The following is a 16,818-nucleotide window of genomic DNA, read 5'->3' as shown; positions in this document are numbered from 1 at the left end:
ATAGTTAAAGATAGGGCTTAACCGTTAAAAAAAAACGCTCAGTTTGGAATGACCTCTCGAGTTAATACCTCTCTGGAATTCATAACTAAAAACATCGGGCCTTTTCATAACTTTATCCCTTCCTATGCATTAAAAGAAGTATGGCACACGATCATCACCACGCTCACGGCGACCACTCTACCAGCAAAATCCGAATTGCCTTCTTCATCAATTTAGGGTTCTCTGTGATTGAACTCATTGGTGGGCTCTATACCAGCAGCGTGGCCATTCTCTCAGATGCACTGCATGATTTAGGCGATAGTATGAGTCTCGGGGTATCCTGGTACTTTCAGAAAGTAGCCAGAAAAGGGCGGGATAAAGAATTTAGCTACGGATATCGGCGCTTTTCGGTACTTGGAGCGGTAATCAACTCCCTGGTACTTGTCGTAGGCTCCATTCTCATCCTCACAGAAGCTATCCCCAGACTCTTCGACCCTACTACACCCGATGCTCAGGGTATGATTTATTTGGCCATCGGTGGAATCCTGGCCAATGGACTTGCCGCCTACAAACTCCATGGAGGACATTCTCTGAACGAACGAGCAGTGTACCTGCACCTCCTGGAAGATGTGCTGGGTTGGGTAGCTACGCTGATTGCGGCACTCATCATGCTCTATCAAGACTGGCCGATTGTGGATTCACTCCTGGCCATTTTCATCTCACTGTTCATTCTTTTCAATGTATACAAAAACCTCAAAAAGGCCCTTAAAATCATCCTTCAGGGAACTCCTGAGGAGATTAACCCCAAGCGCATCGATGAACTACTCAGGGCGATACCCAAGGTAATAAGTACCCATGACTGTCACATCTGGTCTATGGATGGTCAATATCACATCTTATCCATTCATTTAGTGGTAGAAAAATACAATGAGCTTCAAGAGCTCTCTGAGATTAAACAAAAGGCCAAAGATCTCCTCAAAAAGGAACACATCGATCACGCCACGATCGAGTTTGAAACGGAAGACGAAAAATGCGACCCTTGTTAGCTTTCCTTACTGCAACACAAACAGTTCTTTGATAAATACTATCTCTCAAAGTAATTGGTTCTAAGGTTTCGGATTCCCACTCATTTCGCACTATTTTAGGCGGTCAACCTTAAACTTTCGACTTCAGAATCTTATGTTTTCAACCCATGCCCTAACTGAATCTTTTCTGACCGCCAAAAGACATGAAACAGACCCACTCGCAGACCAGGTAGTCGCCACCATTATAGATGAAGGTTTCGAAGAAAGAATCAACGAGATCTTCTATACCCTGGCCAGAAATGACAGCTATACACCTGAGTTACTAAGTCACTTCCCCGAGAATATTCAGAAGGTGGTTGGAGATTACTTCACTCAATCTGCCAAACTCCCTTCCTGGGCCAATGATCAACTCATCAGCAAAGGGCAGGACGTCTTTGGGATGTACGGACCAGAGGTTTTCATGCTTTTGAATGTGAAGTCTCTGCCTATGTGCTATACCTGTGCGAACGGTGCCCAGGTACTGTTTGATACCGGTAGGCTGATAGAGAAAAAAGGAAATATCGACCCGCTGGTAAGACGCCTGATGGAGACTGCTCAGATGGTGGTCAATGTGCTGCAACCCGGAGGCCTCACCCCTGGGGGAAAGGGTATCGTAACCGTGCAGAAAGTACGGCTGATTCATGCCTCTATCCGACACTTTATAAAGTCAGAAAAGTACAATCCAAAAGGATGGGACACCTCACGTCTTGGTGAACCCATCAATCAGGAAGACCTGGCGGGAACCCTGATGTCCTTTTCGCCAATTATATTGAGTGGGCTGAAATCACTCAATATCAACCTGACCGATGAGCAGATTGCCAGCTATACCCACTGCTGGAAGGTCATAGGCCACATGATGGGCCTGAACGATGATCTGCTGGCTGATACTTTCGAAGACAACTGGATTCTGGCCTGTAAAATACTTAGTCATCAGTCGGAAGCTTCCCCACAGGGAAAAGCACTGGCCGACTCCTGCATGGCATTCATCCAACACATGATCCCGGGCACCTTATTTGATGACGTGCCAGCCTACATGATTTGGTACTTTTTTCAGGATGTGGAAAAGGCCGTAGGTAAGCCACTTTCAAGCATGATTGGCATTCCTGATCACGCTGACCTGAAAGACCATCTGGTCATGAGAATTTCTCAGATCATTACGGGTGGAATCAGCAAAGCCGAACATTCACCCATCATAAGCAAACTGACAGAGTCCTTTAACAAACTCCTGCTACAGGGCTACCTGAAGCATTACAATGAAGGTAAGAACGTCCGATTTTTCATCCCACCCTCACTCCAGGAAAACTGGGGAGTGAACGAACTATAAAAAACAACACGAAATGATCACAACTAATAAAAAACTTACCTGGTTCATTGTAATCACTCAGTCCGTTTTGATGATCTGGTCCATAGGCAGTTCGATACTCGAATCCGGGCCATTGTCGGCGGCTATCATCTCATATGGTCTTTTTGGGGTATACATCCTATATGCGTTCATTACCAGAGACAGCACATTGAGTCGGCTCATCCTCTTCGGGTTGGCTGCCGGAATGATGGAATTATTTACGGATCACTATCTGGTAGACACCATCAACAGCCTGGTGTATCCGGGTAAAGAAGCCATGATCTGGAGCTCCCCTGCTTACATGCCTTTCGCATGGGCCAATGTACTCATCCAGCTGGGTTATTACGGGTTGCTCCTTTCCAAATGGAAGGGATGGCCAATGGCAGCCATCATTCTAGGGCTTGCGGGGGCCATGTACATCCCTCTCTATGAGCACCTGGCAAAAGATGCCGGATGGTGGTGGTATCATCCAAATGCCCCGATGATTTTCAATGCTCCGGTTTACGTGATCATCTGCGAGGGGCTCATCTCCCTGTCCTTACCTCTCCTATTGACCCGTTCATCGAATAAAGGAGCAATCTCCGCCACGGTTCTAGGGATCATTTGCGGGCTGTGGATATATTTGAGTGCCCTCATTGCTTACTGGATAGGAGGATAAAGCCCCATCATGAAGATTTTAGAAAGAGCATCCAAAATAGCCGAAGGATTTAATTCCTCAATTTACCAATTGAGTGATGATACCTATGGTCGGGAGGTCATTCTAAAAGTGATGAAGGAGGACTTTAATTACCATCCGCATTCCTCACAGCTCTACAATGAAGACAAGTACCTTCGGGGTGTCAGTACCAGGGGTGTAAGAGGCTCCATTGATCTGATAGAAGATAGCCAGTCTCCCATTTTGGTGCTTGAGTACTTTGACGGAATTTCGCTAAAAAGCTGGGTTAATGAAAAGCCCCGCACATTTATCGATTGCCTAAAGGTGGCCATTCAAATTTGTGAAGCCCTGCATGAGGTGCATAGTCAGTATAACCTTATTCACAGAGACATTAGTGCCCATAATATTTTGATCAACGATCAGATGATGACCAACATCATCGATTTTGGATTGGCGATCAATGTGGACACTAAGTTGAATATCAAGGGAATGAGTGATCAGCTGCTCGGCACCCTCCCTTACATCTCGCCTGAGCAGACAGGTCGGGTCAATCATGCTGTTGATTACCGCTCAGACTTGTATTCATTAGGTGTGGTTCTCTATGAACTTTTCACTGGTCAGCTCCCATTCAATGCGGCTGATCCTCTGGAACTCATTCATGCTCATCTTGCTATAACTCCTCAACCCCTTTCTAGTATCAATCATGAGATTCCCACAGTCTTTTCGGACATCATTCTCAAGCTACTATCAAAAGATGTAGAAAAACGATATCAGTCGGCCAGGGGCTTGTTGGAGGATCTGAAAAAATGCATGAACCAGGCCGCACTCAGGGTGGAAATACAACATTTTGAACTGGCACAAAATGATGAGTCTGGGAGGTTCCTCATCCCCTCCAAAATATATGGACGAGAGGAGCAAATCAGCCAGCTACTCAGTGCTGTTGAAAACATAGGCTCTGGGCAGAAGGAAGTTACCCTGGTCTCTGGCAAATCCGGTACCGGTAAGACCTCTTTGCTCTATGAAATTCACAAACCCATCACTGGCAAGAAGGGATATTTCATCAAAGGAAAACACCAGCAATTTCAAAAAGACAGACCCTATCAGGCCATCAGTCAGGCCATCAGCTCATTTATTTCTCTCATTTTGTCCGAAAATGAGCAACGCCTGGCCCATTGGAGGGGGCGCCTGCAGGAGGCGCTTAAAGACCAGGGAAAACTAATTACCGATTTCATTCCGAACCTGGAATTGATTGTAGGAAAGCAGGATAACCTTCCCATACTTGGTATCAATGAAGCTCAAAATCGCTTCAATTATGTTTTCACACAGTTTATCAAAGTACTGGCCACAAAGGAACACCCACTGGTACTCTTTATAGATGATTTACAATGGGCAGACAATGCTTCTCTGAAGCTGATCCGAAACCTGATCATTGATAATGAACTGACTCACTTCTATTTTATAGGGGCATACCGGGACAACGAGATCGATTCAAAACATCCCTTCAATGTGGTCTTCAGTGAACTGCCCAAGCAGGGAGTAACCATCCAGCAAATCCATCTGGAAGACCTGTCTTTTACCGATACTCAGTCCATGATCATGGATACTTTTTCTTGTAATGAGCGAAAGGCCAGAGAACTCACCCATATCGTACAGACCAAGACCGCCGGGAACCCGTTTTTCGTGAATCAATTTTTAAAATCAATCTACGAGAAAGGATTGATCACATATCAGCACGGCACAACAGCCGGAACGGGGAGCTGGGAATGGGACATTGAGCAATTGGAAAGCACCAATTACACTGAAAATGTGGTGGACTTTATGGTGGATAAGCTCCGCAAAATGAACCCGGGAACTCAGCAACAACTCACCCTGGGGGCTTGTATCGGAGATCGGTTTCATCTGAAAACACTCAGCTACATACAGGAACCCGGAACCAGAGACCTCATGAGTGACCTGTGGCAGGCTGTAATAGAACAGTTGCTTTTTGTAGAAGAAAGCCACGGAGATGTAGCACACATCGCTCAACTCAAAAATCCTGAGGCTGACACCATGCTGACTTATCGTTTTGCTCATGACAGAATCAGACAGGCAGCGTATGAGCTGATACCAGACAAGGAGAAAGCAAAGGTACATCAGCGCATCGGCGAGCTGCTTCTTCACAATATTGACCTGGAAAAACACAGTGACCAGGTGTTTGAGGTAGTCAATCAACTCAATAGAGGAATTGGCAAAGCCGATGATGGCTATAGAATACGGCTGTGTGAACTGAATTATATGGCTGGCAGCAAAGCTAAAGCTTCATCTGCCTATGAGTCAGCCATCGACTATTTCGAAGCTGCCCTCCGCACGCTGGAAGACTCAGACTGGATGACGAATCATTCGCTTCTCCAGGCACTGCATCTGACTACTATGGAGACTTACTATATCCTGGGGAAATATGATCAGATGAAAAGTATCGGAGACTTGCTTCTCAGGAAAGCTACTTCCAAAATGGAGTATCTCCAGCCCCATAATGTCTTCATTCAATCCTACATTGCGAGGAGCAAGCATCTGGACTTAATCACTTACGGGCTCTCTATTCTGAAAGAGGTTGGCATCAAACTCCCCTCCCGTCCGAGTGATACCGATATACTGGTAGGTTTGGTTCAAACCAAACTCAAACTGATTGGAAAAAAGACCGGGTATTTTGAGTCGCTACCTGATATGGAGGATGAGCACATGGCATTAGCCATCAACATGATGACAAGCATCAGTACGGCATCATACCACAACTTTCCCAAACTCTTCCCCATCGTTATTTTAAAATCCATTCGGTTGTCTATCCAATACGGCAACTCCATTGATTCCATTCCCTTTTATGGTGGCTACGGTACTATTTTGTGCGGAGTACTGAGGGACTACTCCACTGGCTATGAGTTTGGTCAATTATCACTGAGGCTTCTGCAAAAATCGTCACGGTACAAGGCTGTCGTGCCCAAAACTTTGGTAATCTTTTATGGCTTTATCAATCACTGGAAAGATCCTTTGAGAACCGCATTGGACCCATACGAAGAGGCCTATCTGGCCGCCATGGAAATTGGGGACAATCAGTATGCCGCGAGTGCAGCATTTCTCAAGGCCTGTACCGGCTTTCTCTCAGGACTGAGACTAGACGAGCTTGTCCCGGAAATAGAACATTCGCTGGAGCGTATGCCCTCGCTTAAACAGGAGAGCTATCATCAGTATATGAAGATCGTCTATCAAGGAATTCACAACCTCTCTTCTGGATCAGAACTTCCCTGGGAGCTGGAAGGCAGTGTTTTTAGTCAGAGGGCATTTGAATCTGATGATTATAAAAAAGAACTCCGAGAGGACGATACAGCGCTGTTCCATATTTCCTTCTATCAGCTTTATCTCAATTTCCTATTCGGGAGATATGAAGAAGCCTTTCAGGGCATGATTTCCACGAAAAAGTATCTCGAGGTAGTCTTGAGCACAGCATACATTCCGCTAGTTAATTTTTATGACTCGCTAGTAAGGCTCAAACTTTACGCAACCGCCTCTTCTTCCCAGCGAAAAAAGCACCTGGGGCAAGTGAAAGCCAACCAGAAGAAAATGAAGCGCTGGTCAGAGCATTCCCCTACCAACTACCTGCACAAATATCTATTGGTGGAAGCAGAGACTTTGTCCGTCATACGTGCTGATCAATCCGTCAAAGGAGCTTATGATCAATGTATCAAAGCTGCAGAAACCAATGAATACCTGAATGAGCTGGCCCTCTGCTATGAGCTGGCAGGAAGACACCATGGACAGAGCGGTAACGAAGAACTTCAAAGCTACTATATGGGTAAAGCATTGAAGACCTATCGGAAATGGGGCGCCAGGGCAAAAGCCAACCAACTGAAGGATGAATTTCCCTATTTGGAAGAACGAAAAGACCGGTCCATCCACACCTCCTTCAGTGGAGGTTCCTTTTCATATGGCTCTCTTAGTGGAAATAATCTGCTGGATCTGGCTTCAGTATTGAAAGCGGCCACCACCATTTCCAGCGAAATTAAACTCAGTAGGGCCATCCCTACTCTTCTGGATATACTCACCGAAAATGCTGGTGCACAGTCTGGTGCCTTCGTTTTTTTGAACAACGATGTATTGGAGCTCTATGCCAGAAGTTCTGTGAACGAAGAGGCTAAAATGGTGCCCGCCAGGGAAATATCGGAAGTTTCTGATTTACCCGTTTCGGTCATACAATATGTTCGGAGAACCCAGGATACTGTACTCCTCGACCATGCCGAAAAAGATGAGCGCTTTCATCAGGATCAGTACCTTCAGACCCATTCGATAGCGAGCATTTTGTGCATGCCTGTCATCCATCAACAAGCCTTATTGGGGATCATTTACCTAGAAAATAGGTTGACCAAAGGGAGTTTTACCGCGGAGCGTACCGACCTCCTTTCTCTACTTTCTGGTCAAATAGCCATTACCCTGCACAATGCGCTGCTCTATGACCAATTGGAACAGCGAGTGGAAGAACGTACCCGTGAAATCGAAAAGCAAAAAAATAAACTGAACCACCAAAACCTACAACTAACAGAGTTGAATGAAGAAAAGGACTTTCTGATCAGTGTGGTCTCTCATGACCTCCGAAATCCTTTGCACCTCATTAAAGGGTATACCAATCTGGCTTTAAAGAATAAAGATCCTAAGGAAGCTGAAGAGTTTCTGGGCTATGTGATCGAATCCAGCAATCGCATGGAAGGGTTTATCAGTCGCATCCTCAATGTAAGTGCCATCAATTCAAGGGAAATCAACCTCAACTACAGTGAAGTGGACATGGTAAACTTGCTGAATGAAGAGGTGAAAGCCTTTGAGGCTATGGCCAAAGAAAAGGACATTAACTACTCCTTCCAAAGCGATGAAGCACAACTGCCCACAGCCATTGATCCGGGATATTTTAATCAGATCATCAGTAACCTCATAACCAACGCCATCAAATACACCCAACCCGGGGGTCAAATACAGGTTCGGCTCGAACTCATCGCCGGGGGTGACTATTATCGCATTTCCGTAGAAGACAACGGACAGGGGATCAGCACCCGTGACCAAAAGTTGCTTTTTAGTAAGTTTCAAACCCTGAGCGCTAAACCTACAGGTGGCGAAGAATCAACAGGGCTTGGGTTGGCCATTGTGAAAAAGTATGTAGAAGCCATGGACGGGCGCATCTGGTGCAAAAGTGAATACGAGGAAGGATCACAGTTCTTTGTGGAGTTTCCCATAGATCGAAATTAAATTTCGGCAAACCCATTCGATTCTCTGTTTCTTAAAGCCCCCTATTTTATGGTGTCTCCATAGGATGCTTCAACATACCATCACTTCGGTCTGCTGACTCCCGGCAGCTCGAAAAATAACTCACACAAATCAATGCGGCAAGCGTATATTTGCGTCTCGTTCTATGTCTATTGTACGCAAGGTGAGAGCGGTCGAACGGTTGTTCGGGCGCCTCGATGAGGAGATTAGCCAGTTTCGTGGTGCTACCGGGGTGCATTGTATCTCAGGCTGTGGGAAATGCTGTACCAAACCTGACATTGAAGCCAGTCCGCTTGAATTTCTGCCGCTGGCCTTCCATCTATTCCTTACCGGAAAGGCAGAAGCTACACTGGAGCAAATCACACTTGAACAATCTTCGATTTGCCTGATCTACTCACCTCTATCAGTTATTGACAACACCAAAGGCAGCTGTGGAAACTACGCCTATCGTGGCCTGATCTGTAGACTCTTTGGCTATGGCTCCTCCAGGGACAAGTTTGGAGAACTCAAAATGGTCACCTGCAAGCTCATTAAGGAGCAGCAGGTGGAAAGCTATGAAAAAGCCGTAGCCATGCTCACAAGGCATGAATATGTACCCGTGTTTTCTGATTACTACAAAAAACTCATGCAAATTGACTTTCAGCTTGGCAATCAAATCCTGCCGATCAACGAGGCAATCAAAGCAGCCATAGAAACGGTGCTCCACCACTACGCCTACCGACCATTCCCAAGGATCAAGGGAGCGGCTTAAAAACTCCACGCACAGCGGAAATATTCTCATATCATTTGTAATAACTCTGTCCATAGGGTAGTTTCACACTAAAAAATACTCGCGTGAAACACTTTATACCCTCTTTTTTCCTGACCGCCCTCACCCTGGTGCTAGCTCACACCAACTCTGTTGCCCAATACAGCTCGTCTTCTTCCGTCAAAATAAGTGTAGGTACGGTGTATGACAGAGAAAGTGGAAGGCTCTTGAGTGAAGAGGAATTGACACAGTTGATAACCAATGGAAATCCGGCTTTTGAGCCTCAAATGGATCAATATGGGCAAGCATCCACATTTGTAATAGATACATCCAATCCCTATGCTCCGATAAATATGAGGGATATCTCTCGGCGCCCTCAGGTTGGAGAAATTGTACCTACATTTATCATGAAGTCATTAAATGGGGACCTGCTCAACTTAGAAAAGCTAAGCGGTTATTACGTTCTACTCCACTTTCAACTCACCGTCAAGCCTCCGATCTTCAATCTATCAAGATTCGATTCATTTGATTCTGAGGTCGGAGTTCTTAAAAAGAACATCCCTCTGAAGACAATCACTATTTTTCAGGGTGTTCAAAGGGAAATAGAATCTATTCTGGAGCCAAGTCAATACCAAACCCAAATAGTTCCTGATGGCAGGGGGTTTTCCATGCGGTATCAGATCGTTGATTATCCATCTTTTATGCTTATTGACCAGCAGGGGCGGCTGATCGGTTATTATAAACAGGATGAATGGGAAAAGTTAAAATCAGATTTAAGCAAAAATTAAGTTCTTCCGCCCCTCCCCAAAAGGAATTATCGCACTACCAACTTAGAACTATACACTTTTCCTCCAACAGTCCACGAGAGTAAATAAACCCCTGAAGGGAGTGCATCAGGAAGGATAAAGTATCCTTCATTGTTCTGATCAATCACACGAATAATGCCCCCACGGATGCTTCGGAGCATAACAGTACCCGGGATTTCTCCGCCTTGATGGTCAATAAAACACACTTCGCCACCTGCTCTTGCCGGATTGGGATATAAGTTCAAAGCACTCGCGGAATTCCGCTCATCCCTGGTGTAGTACAATGTGCCAAGTCGTTCCATTTTCCCGTCAAAGTCAAACTGGGTCAGACGATAGTACGTCCCTACACTGGGAGCCTTTGTTTCCAGCATATAATCGTGCTGTATATCAGAGGTGCCATGCCCCGGCACTTGTGCCAGCATTAGCCAGTCTCTACCGTTCAGGCTTTGCTCCAATTCAAAGTAATCATTGTCCAGCTCGGAGGCCGTAGACCAACTCAGCGCCAGTGCATTTCCCTTTTGGAGCATTTTAAAATAAAGCAACTCCACAGGCAGGCTATTATCGGTCTGGTCACCCCCCACGCCATACTCACCGAATCCCGACATGCCCGTGCGCTGTAAAACGGGCGCAGCATTCGAACCGGTGGTGGTTTGATGGGTGCCATTGAGTGCCCAATTGGAAGCAGAATTGGTTCGGTAAAGCAGGTGCAACTTGGTATAATCATCCACACCCACAAAGTTGGTGGCTGTAAAATCAGCCGTATAGAGTCCGCCACTCAGGGTAGTAGCCGATATGCCCCATACTCCTGTCACCCCTATCCTGTCGATATTGCCCCCTGACTCTGAAAGCGGAAGACCGGCATTTCCCGGGTGTCCTTCCACAAACTGTACGGTCAGCTTACCTCCGGTACCCGGAGCTGAGGTGAAGTTGATCCTGGCAGGTCGGTAATCGGTGGATGTGCCTATGGGAAACAGGCCTGTGGTACCGGCGTTGGTGGCATTGGTAAACCACCTGGTAAAAGAACCCGTCACAATCCCGGAAGTCCAGTTAAGTGTCCCTCTGGAAGAAGTAGAAGTGCCCAGTGTCAAAGCATTGGCTCCATTGAGGATGTTTCCTGAGGTCATTGTCAGTGTGGTATTGATCGTCAGTGGAGTAGACAGTGTTACATCTCCCGAAGTGCGGTTTAAAGTGAAATGATTAACAGACTGAGCTCCGGAAGTGAAGCTGAGCGTTCCCAATGATCCGGTTCCGGTAATATTCAGCGTGGAGCTGGCTCCACCTGTCAAAGTGCCACCGGTCACCTGAGTATTTCCGGAGAGATTTAGCGTATTGGCACCTATGGAAAGTGCTCCGGAGGTCAAATATAAGGTGCCCGAAACGGTTGTGCTCGTCGTGAGGGTCACTCCGGACGTATTATCGATCTCCAAATGACCATAGACTCCCGCTGAGCCCAGGAGGGTCTGGCTGGCAGTGCCGTTCATAATGATCACCCCATCGGTCAGGCTCTGGTGGATGCCCGAATTCTCAATATTTCCATCGATGGTAAAAATGTATCCGCCATCAGAAAAAGTACTACCACTACCAATGGTCAGTTTCCCCTCTGCCCCCGCTGTGCCAGTCAGCGTTTTAGTACCAGAGCCCGATATGGTCAGGTGATGAAACGCTCTGCCATCAATACTCTGGCTACCCGAAGCTCCGAAGACCACCGTGGAGGCACCACCGTTGCTACCACGGGATATGGTCCCAAATGTAGGTACCGTCAAGTGGTTAATCGTGATCGTGGCGTTATTGGACACGTCCACCATCCCAGAGTAAGCAAACGTAGCAGGAATGGTGAAATTGATAGCATTCGTACCGTCTCCATTCACCAGCTTGCTGCCAGCTCCGCTTATGGTCAGGTTGCCTGTAAGAGCAGCGGTGGTCCTGTTTCTCAAATTAAACACCTGCCCGTCTGCAGTGAAACTGGACGGAGCAGTCCCTGTTCCATTGGTGTTGGTCCCCCAAGTGGCCAGCGTATGAAGGTCACCCGTGGACTTAGAGTAATAAGATATCTGATTATAAGTAACTGTAATCCGAACATATTCCACCCGGGGAGCGGCCGTTCCATTCCGGGATTTTGCCACTATATCTATTCCGAAAGCCGTATTATTGAGTTCACTATGGGTCCAGGTTGTTCCCCAAAGGTCCGATGATCCACCAAATCGGATATACCTCGGATTCTTTTTTGGCCATGCCGAATTCTTGCGCGCCTTGTTGGTCCCGACGGGGCCTGTGGACTTCCTGAGTTGGATAGTCTGGTCTTGTGTTTTTCCGTTAGCTCCCTGCATGCGGATCTCTACCAAAATCCCATTGATGGTAGCCCCCACGGGAATGCTAAAACCAAAATTGGTCAGGCGCAAGGTATTGGTCATATTCCCGGCTCCAACGATGGATGCCGTAGCGGCACTCGTGTTGTCAAAAGTTGCATTGGAGGGATTGGACCAATTGTAGGAGGTACTACCTGAGGTGGTAGACGTACCGGGGCCATTTGGTCCCTGTTGACTGGCTAAACCTTTTGTTTCCGCTAATAATACCAGCGAAACCATAAGTAAAACCCGAATCTTATCGTTCATTGAACTTATCGAATACCCGGTTTTATGAAAGTCTCCTCCGGATAAATTGGCTCAATATACGATGGATTCAGTGAGATGTTGTGCGTTTTATGATCTGAATAAAAATAAGTTTTCCTGCTCCCAATCAACCATTAAGTGGGATAAGCTCTAAAACTGGGCAGTCATCTATCTCTTCATTTTTCCTTTAAAAAAATATTGGCCTGACCTGAGTTTGGTATTAATCACAATACTTTCTTGTTTGGATAAAGACTATAGATTTTGCCTTTGTTCCCGATATTGACAACTCCCTTCAAATTAGCGTTGTTGAATACACTTAATCATTCTGGAAACCCCCATAAATCAGCATTGGAAATCATCAAAAACTTTAAGGAGGGGTAGAAATGGCTCAAGTCAGAATCTTATGTTAATATTAGGTACTGATTAAGGTCAAAATCCAAACCTTTTGAAAGGGCTATTGTTGAGAAACAAAGCCCGCCCCAAACCAGATTTTAATCAAACGCTAACATTTTCAAAAAATGCAATACAGAAAGCTAGGAGACAGTGACCTCAACGTATCAGTAATCACTTTTGGCGCCTGGGCCGCCGGAGGATGGATGTGGGGCAAAACAGAGCGTAGCCAGGCTGTGGCTGCCATACGATCCGCATATGATCAGGGAGTCACCTCCATAGACACCGCTCCCATCTACGGACAAGGTACCAGTGAAGAGATTGTGGGAGAAGCCATCAAAGACATTCCCAGGGATCAAGTACAAATCCTGACCAAATTTGGAATGAGATGGGATACCTCCAGGGGCGACTTCTTTTTTGCCAGCAAAGACAATAGTGGTAAAGACATAGATATCTATAAATATGCAGGGAAGGAAAGTGTAATCAAAGAATGTGAAGACAGCTTGAAACGCTTGAAAACCGATTACATTGACTTATACCAGATCCACTGGAACGACTCCACCACCCCTATCATAGAAACCTTTGAAGCCGTGGCCAGGCTGATAGAGCAGGGTAAAGTCAGGCATGCGGGAGTATGCAACTACACCGCTGCTCAGATGGCGGAGGCCGAAAAAGCCGTAAAGCTGGTTTCGAATCAGATTCCCTTCAGCATGGTCAACAAAAAAGTAGAAGATAAAACCGTACCCTACTGCATAGTCAATAACAAATCTGTACTGGCCTATAGTCCTCTGGAACGAGGACTACTTACGGGGAAAATCAAACCGGGTCAGAAATTTCAGGAGGGTGATCACCGCTCTACCAATAGATTCTTCACCGAAGAAAGTATTCTGAAAACCAATGCATTCCTGGAGAAAATCAAGCCCCTGGCTGATGAGAAAGGTGCTACACTGGCTCAGCTGGTGCTCAAGTGGACAATAGAACGCCCGGGAATCACCATCGCTCTGGCGGGAGCGAGAGATGCCACTCAGTCTGTACAAAATGCAGGCGCAGCGGCCCTGAACCTCTCCACGGAGGAGATTTCCTTCATCAACTCAGCGCTTTCCGAAATCTGAAAATCAATGAAACTAAAGGAGCCGCCAACCGGTAGCTCCTTTGGTTTTCACTTATCTAATGTCGTGATTTGATAGGCGCAACGTCTGGCCCCTTGTACGATATGCTCCACCCGCTCCACCTTCACGCCTTCACCAAGGGTTTGCCTGAAGTTCTGAAGTTCAGCTTGACAAAAGCCCTGGCACCGGGTAGCTGCAGCACAGATGGGACAATGGTTCTCCACCAAAAAATAGAGATCTCCGTCCTGATACCACTCAGCCATATAGCCCTCCGCTGAGCGAATGCTTACCAGATAGTCCAGACGATCCTCCAGACGGCCCATTCCCTCCACTCCCGATTGGTATTGCTTCAAAGTTTCCTGCTCCCTCGACTGGATGAGCCGATCCAATCCCTCCTGTCCAAACAACGCCTTCACCGAAGTGAGCAACTGTAGCGTGAGTTCGGCATGAGCATCAGGAAAAAGCCCAAAACCAGCAGCTGTGATTTTATACAGAATAATCGGCCTCCCCACCCCCTTCGACTGACTTTCGGAGGAGATCCATCCCTCTTCCATCATCCGCATGAGGTGCTGTCGGGCACCCTCGTTGGTCAGTCCCATCTCACCGGCTAAAACAGCCGCGGGTTGTGCGCCATGCATTTTCAAATACATGAGCATTCGCTTCTGCGTTTGATTCAAAGAGACAAAACCAAGGGCTGAATATTTTTCCAAGTTTTTACTTGTTTTATTATGCAAATAAAATACTTTTGCCACGTGACAGCAAGGGATCAGCCAAAAAGTGTCACAAAACTTTCTTTTAAAATCATTTCAAAATCATAAAACACTGAAATTATGTCTTTCGAACTACCTGCATTACCCTATGCATACAATGCACTGGATGCCCATATCGATACAGCTACCATGGAGATTCACCACACCAAGCACCATCAGGCTTATGTGAACAAGCTGAATGATGCCATCAAGGGCACTGAGGCAGAAGGAAAATCCCTGGAAGAAATCATTAAAAACATCAGCAAGTTTGGAGCCGGAGTGCGTAACAATGGCGGAGGTCATTACAACCACTCACTTTTCTGGACCATTCTTTCGCCCAGCCCTGCCAAAGCCCCTGAAGGTGCGCTCAAGGCAGCCATTGATAAGAAATGGGGAAGTTTAGCGGATTTCAAAACACAATTCGAACAAGCAGCGGCTACCCGCTTTGGGTCTGGCTGGGCATGGCTCTACGTCACTGCCGATGGCGAGGTGGCCATTGCCTCCACGCCCAATCAGGACAATCCTTTGATGGATGTGAATCCTGAGAATGGTACGCCTATTCTTGGATTGGATGTTTGGGAACATGCCTATTACCTGAAGTACCAAAACAAACGACCGGATTACATCACTGCTTTTTGGAATGTGCTGGACTGGAAAGCTGTAGAGGCCAATTATGCCAAAGTGGTAGGCTAAGCCTAACTCCATAAATCTCTCTCACAAAGGTACATAATGGGTATGCTCGATAAAATCGCCTCCCATTCTGTACCTTTGTCGTTTTTATAAAAAATCAAAACTGTCCAGCAGACCAAAAGACCCACAAAGAATGAACATCCTCATTTTCAATGGTTCATTAGAAAGCCAATCCAACACAACACCTACCCGCATTGCCCGGGCCTTTACAAATCATCTGGAGCAGCGTGGAGCTACGGTTACCACGTTTCACCTATCCGAGGCTGGCATTCCGCTCTTCGATTTTAGTTTTGAAGAAACTCCATCATCAGTTGTGGACATGGTGAGTACTTTCAGAGCCGCAGATATGCACATTTGGCTCACTCCACTCTATCATGGCAGTATGACTGGTGCCATGAAAAACTGCCTTGATTGGTTAGAAATCAGCGCACGTGAAGAAGTTCCTTATCTGACCAATAAGATCATCGGGCTTGTCTGTTGGGCCGATGGTGCCCAGGCTATGCAGGGCATTAATGCAATGGATGCTGTAGCAAAGGCGTTGCGGGCATGGGTGCTTCCTTACAGCATTCCCATCGTTCGCGGCAATCTTTTTGTAGCCGATAATCAGGAAATGAGCCCCGACTACCTTGAAAAAATCGAATTAATGTCTACGTTGCTCAGTGATCGACTGCCAAGCAATTTTACTGTTTAGCGTCACCAAGGCATAGGATTTCAGTACCCATATAGAGTGATTTTCAGAGGTTGAATGGGAGTTTTTTCATAAGTCTTTAAAAAATATCAGTCTCAACACGTATCTTTATGGCGACAAGCCACTTTAATCCTTTAACTAATCTTTTTAAAGAAATGAAAAAAGTAAAACAAACCCTGCTATTGATCGCTGTTGCGTCCATGTCTGCTTTTATGAGCTGTGGACCTGATGATGATGGCGACAAAACTGAGAAGGAAGTATTGACAGAAGCACTCGTGTCCACTACATGGACGGCTGATGCCTCAGTAACTGATGTTTCAGGAGTCAATGGCACGTTCGACATTGGGACCTTCACAGTTAAGTTTACTGAAACAGCTGATGGTCTGGCGTTTACATTAGGTGGCGACATCAGCAGCTATATTACTGGCGGAACTTTTTCTGTGAGTGAGGCTGGTGATATCTCGAATATTCTTGTTAATTCAGCATCAGCTGAATTATCTGCTTCAGTTACCAGTTTTGTGGTAAATGCAGCTAGAACCTCTGTTTCTCTCAACATTAATGTGACAGAAGCAGGTGCAAGAGTTGGTGGCATTGGTCAGTATGTACTGGTATTTAGTGCCGGTTCTTAATCAGATTTAGAAAATTCAAACTATAAAAAGCTGTCCATAACGGACAGCTTTTTTTATGCCTGAGAAAGTTGTTTGGC

The 16,818-nt window shown here is 46.2% G+C and carries 12 protein-coding genes; 10 read left to right on the top strand and 2 right to left on the bottom strand.

Annotated features, from left to right (window positions below; genetic code table 11):
* Nucleotides 1-140: 140 nt before the first annotated feature.
* The 6 genes from GV030_RS01730 to GV030_RS01705 all read left to right on the top strand — a co-directional run bounded on the left by GV030_RS01730 (nt 141) and on the right by GV030_RS01705 (nt 9,859).
* Nucleotides 141-1,025: a cation diffusion facilitator family transporter gene (locus GV030_RS01730; protein WP_159579189.1), complete on the top strand. Its 885-nt coding sequence runs from the start codon at nt 141-143 to the stop codon at nt 1,023-1,025.
* 133 nt (nt 1,026-1,158) lie between these two features.
* A complete protein-coding gene (locus GV030_RS01725; protein WP_159579187.1) occupies nt 1,159-2,367 on the top strand; it encodes an oxygenase MpaB family protein in 1,209 nt (402 codons plus the stop codon).
* 13 nt (nt 2,368-2,380) lie between these two features.
* Nucleotides 2,381-3,043, top strand: a complete 663-nt coding sequence (locus GV030_RS01720) for a hypothetical protein (RefSeq protein ID WP_159579185.1) — start codon at nt 2,381-2,383, stop codon at nt 3,041-3,043.
* A 9-nt stretch (nt 3,044-3,052) separates the two neighbouring features.
* Entirely contained in the window at nt 3,053-8,305 is a 5,253-nt protein-coding gene (locus GV030_RS01715) for an ATP-binding sensor histidine kinase (protein WP_159579183.1), read from the top strand.
* A gap of 163 nt (nt 8,306-8,468) precedes the next feature.
* On the top strand, nt 8,469-9,074 hold the full coding sequence (locus tag GV030_RS01710; protein WP_159579181.1) for a YkgJ family cysteine cluster protein: 606 nt from the start codon (nt 8,469-8,471) through the stop codon (nt 9,072-9,074).
* Between the two features lie 83 nt (nt 9,075-9,157).
* Nucleotides 9,158-9,859, top strand: a complete 702-nt coding sequence (locus tag GV030_RS01705; RefSeq protein ID WP_159579179.1) for a hypothetical protein — start codon at nt 9,158-9,160, stop codon at nt 9,857-9,859.
* A gap of 26 nt (nt 9,860-9,885) precedes the next feature.
* Here the strand turns inward: GV030_RS01705 and GV030_RS01700 are convergent, their stop codons facing one another.
* Complete coding sequence (locus GV030_RS01700; RefSeq protein WP_159579177.1) at nt 9,886-12,489, bottom strand: T9SS type A sorting domain-containing protein; 2,604 nt, start codon at nt 12,487-12,489, stop codon at nt 9,886-9,888.
* Between the two features lie 515 nt (nt 12,490-13,004).
* Between GV030_RS01700 and GV030_RS01695 the strand changes: the two genes are divergently transcribed.
* The gene (locus GV030_RS01695) at nt 13,005-13,988 is read left to right on the top strand and encodes an aldo/keto reductase (protein WP_159579175.1); all 984 of its coding nucleotides are present in this window, start codon (nt 13,005-13,007) and stop codon (nt 13,986-13,988) included.
* Between the two features lie 47 nt (nt 13,989-14,035).
* Here the strand turns inward: GV030_RS01695 and GV030_RS01690 are convergent, their stop codons facing one another.
* Nucleotides 14,036-14,695 carry a metalloregulator ArsR/SmtB family transcription factor gene (locus GV030_RS01690; protein ID WP_221413267.1) on the bottom strand — a complete coding sequence of 220 codons (660 nt, stop codon included), beginning with the start codon at nt 14,693-14,695 and terminating at the stop codon, nt 14,036-14,038.
* A 120-nt stretch (nt 14,696-14,815) separates the two neighbouring features.
* Between GV030_RS01690 and GV030_RS01685 the strand changes: the two genes are divergently transcribed.
* The 3 genes from GV030_RS01685 (at nt 14,816) to GV030_RS01675 (ending at nt 16,741) form a co-directional block, all read left to right on the top strand.
* Nucleotides 14,816-15,427, top strand: a complete 612-nt coding sequence (locus GV030_RS01685) for a superoxide dismutase (protein WP_221413266.1) — start codon at nt 14,816-14,818, stop codon at nt 15,425-15,427.
* Between the two features lie 130 nt (nt 15,428-15,557).
* Complete coding sequence (locus GV030_RS01680; RefSeq protein ID WP_159579173.1) at nt 15,558-16,115, top strand: NADPH-dependent FMN reductase; 558 nt, start codon at nt 15,558-15,560, stop codon at nt 16,113-16,115.
* 152 nt (nt 16,116-16,267) lie between these two features.
* Entirely contained in the window at nt 16,268-16,741 is a 474-nt protein-coding gene (locus GV030_RS01675; protein ID WP_159579171.1) for a hypothetical protein, read from the top strand.
* Nucleotides 16,742-16,818: the final 77 nt, after the last annotated feature.

The sequence above is a fragment of the Marinoscillum sp. 108 genome, assembly GCF_902506655.1.
In the GTDB taxonomy this organism is placed as follows: domain Bacteria; phylum Bacteroidota; class Bacteroidia; order Cytophagales; family Cyclobacteriaceae; genus Marinoscillum; species Marinoscillum luteum.
The sequence above is the reverse complement of the archived record's forward strand: the minus strand, read 5'-3'. Positions and strand labels throughout refer to the sequence as shown.

Excerpts from the sequence above, each read along its gene's own strand:
- GV030_RS01730 (WP_159579189.1), top strand. The coding sequence starts at position 141 with ATGGCACACGATCATCACCACGCTCACGGCGACCACTCTACCAGCAAA.
- GV030_RS01725 (WP_159579187.1), top strand. The coding sequence starts at position 1,159 with ATGTTTTCAACCCATGCCCTAACTGAATCTTTTCTGACCGCCAAAAGA.
- GV030_RS01720 (WP_159579185.1), top strand. The coding sequence starts at position 2,381 with ATGATCACAACTAATAAAAAACTTACCTGGTTCATTGTAATCACTCAG.
- GV030_RS01715 (WP_159579183.1), top strand. The coding sequence starts at position 3,053 with ATGAAGATTTTAGAAAGAGCATCCAAAATAGCCGAAGGATTTAATTCC.
- GV030_RS01710 (WP_159579181.1), top strand. The coding sequence starts at position 8,469 with ATGTCTATTGTACGCAAGGTGAGAGCGGTCGAACGGTTGTTCGGGCGC.
- GV030_RS01700 (WP_159579177.1), bottom strand. The coding sequence starts at position 12,489 with ATGAACGATAAGATTCGGGTTTTACTTATGGTTTCGCTGGTATTATTA.
- GV030_RS01695 (WP_159579175.1), top strand. The coding sequence starts at position 13,005 with ATGCAATACAGAAAGCTAGGAGACAGTGACCTCAACGTATCAGTAATC.
- GV030_RS01685 (WP_221413266.1), top strand. The coding sequence starts at position 14,816 with ATGTCTTTCGAACTACCTGCATTACCCTATGCATACAATGCACTGGAT.
- GV030_RS01680 (WP_159579173.1), top strand. The coding sequence starts at position 15,558 with ATGAACATCCTCATTTTCAATGGTTCATTAGAAAGCCAATCCAACACA.
- GV030_RS01675 (WP_159579171.1), top strand. The coding sequence starts at position 16,268 with ATGAAAAAAGTAAAACAAACCCTGCTATTGATCGCTGTTGCGTCCATG.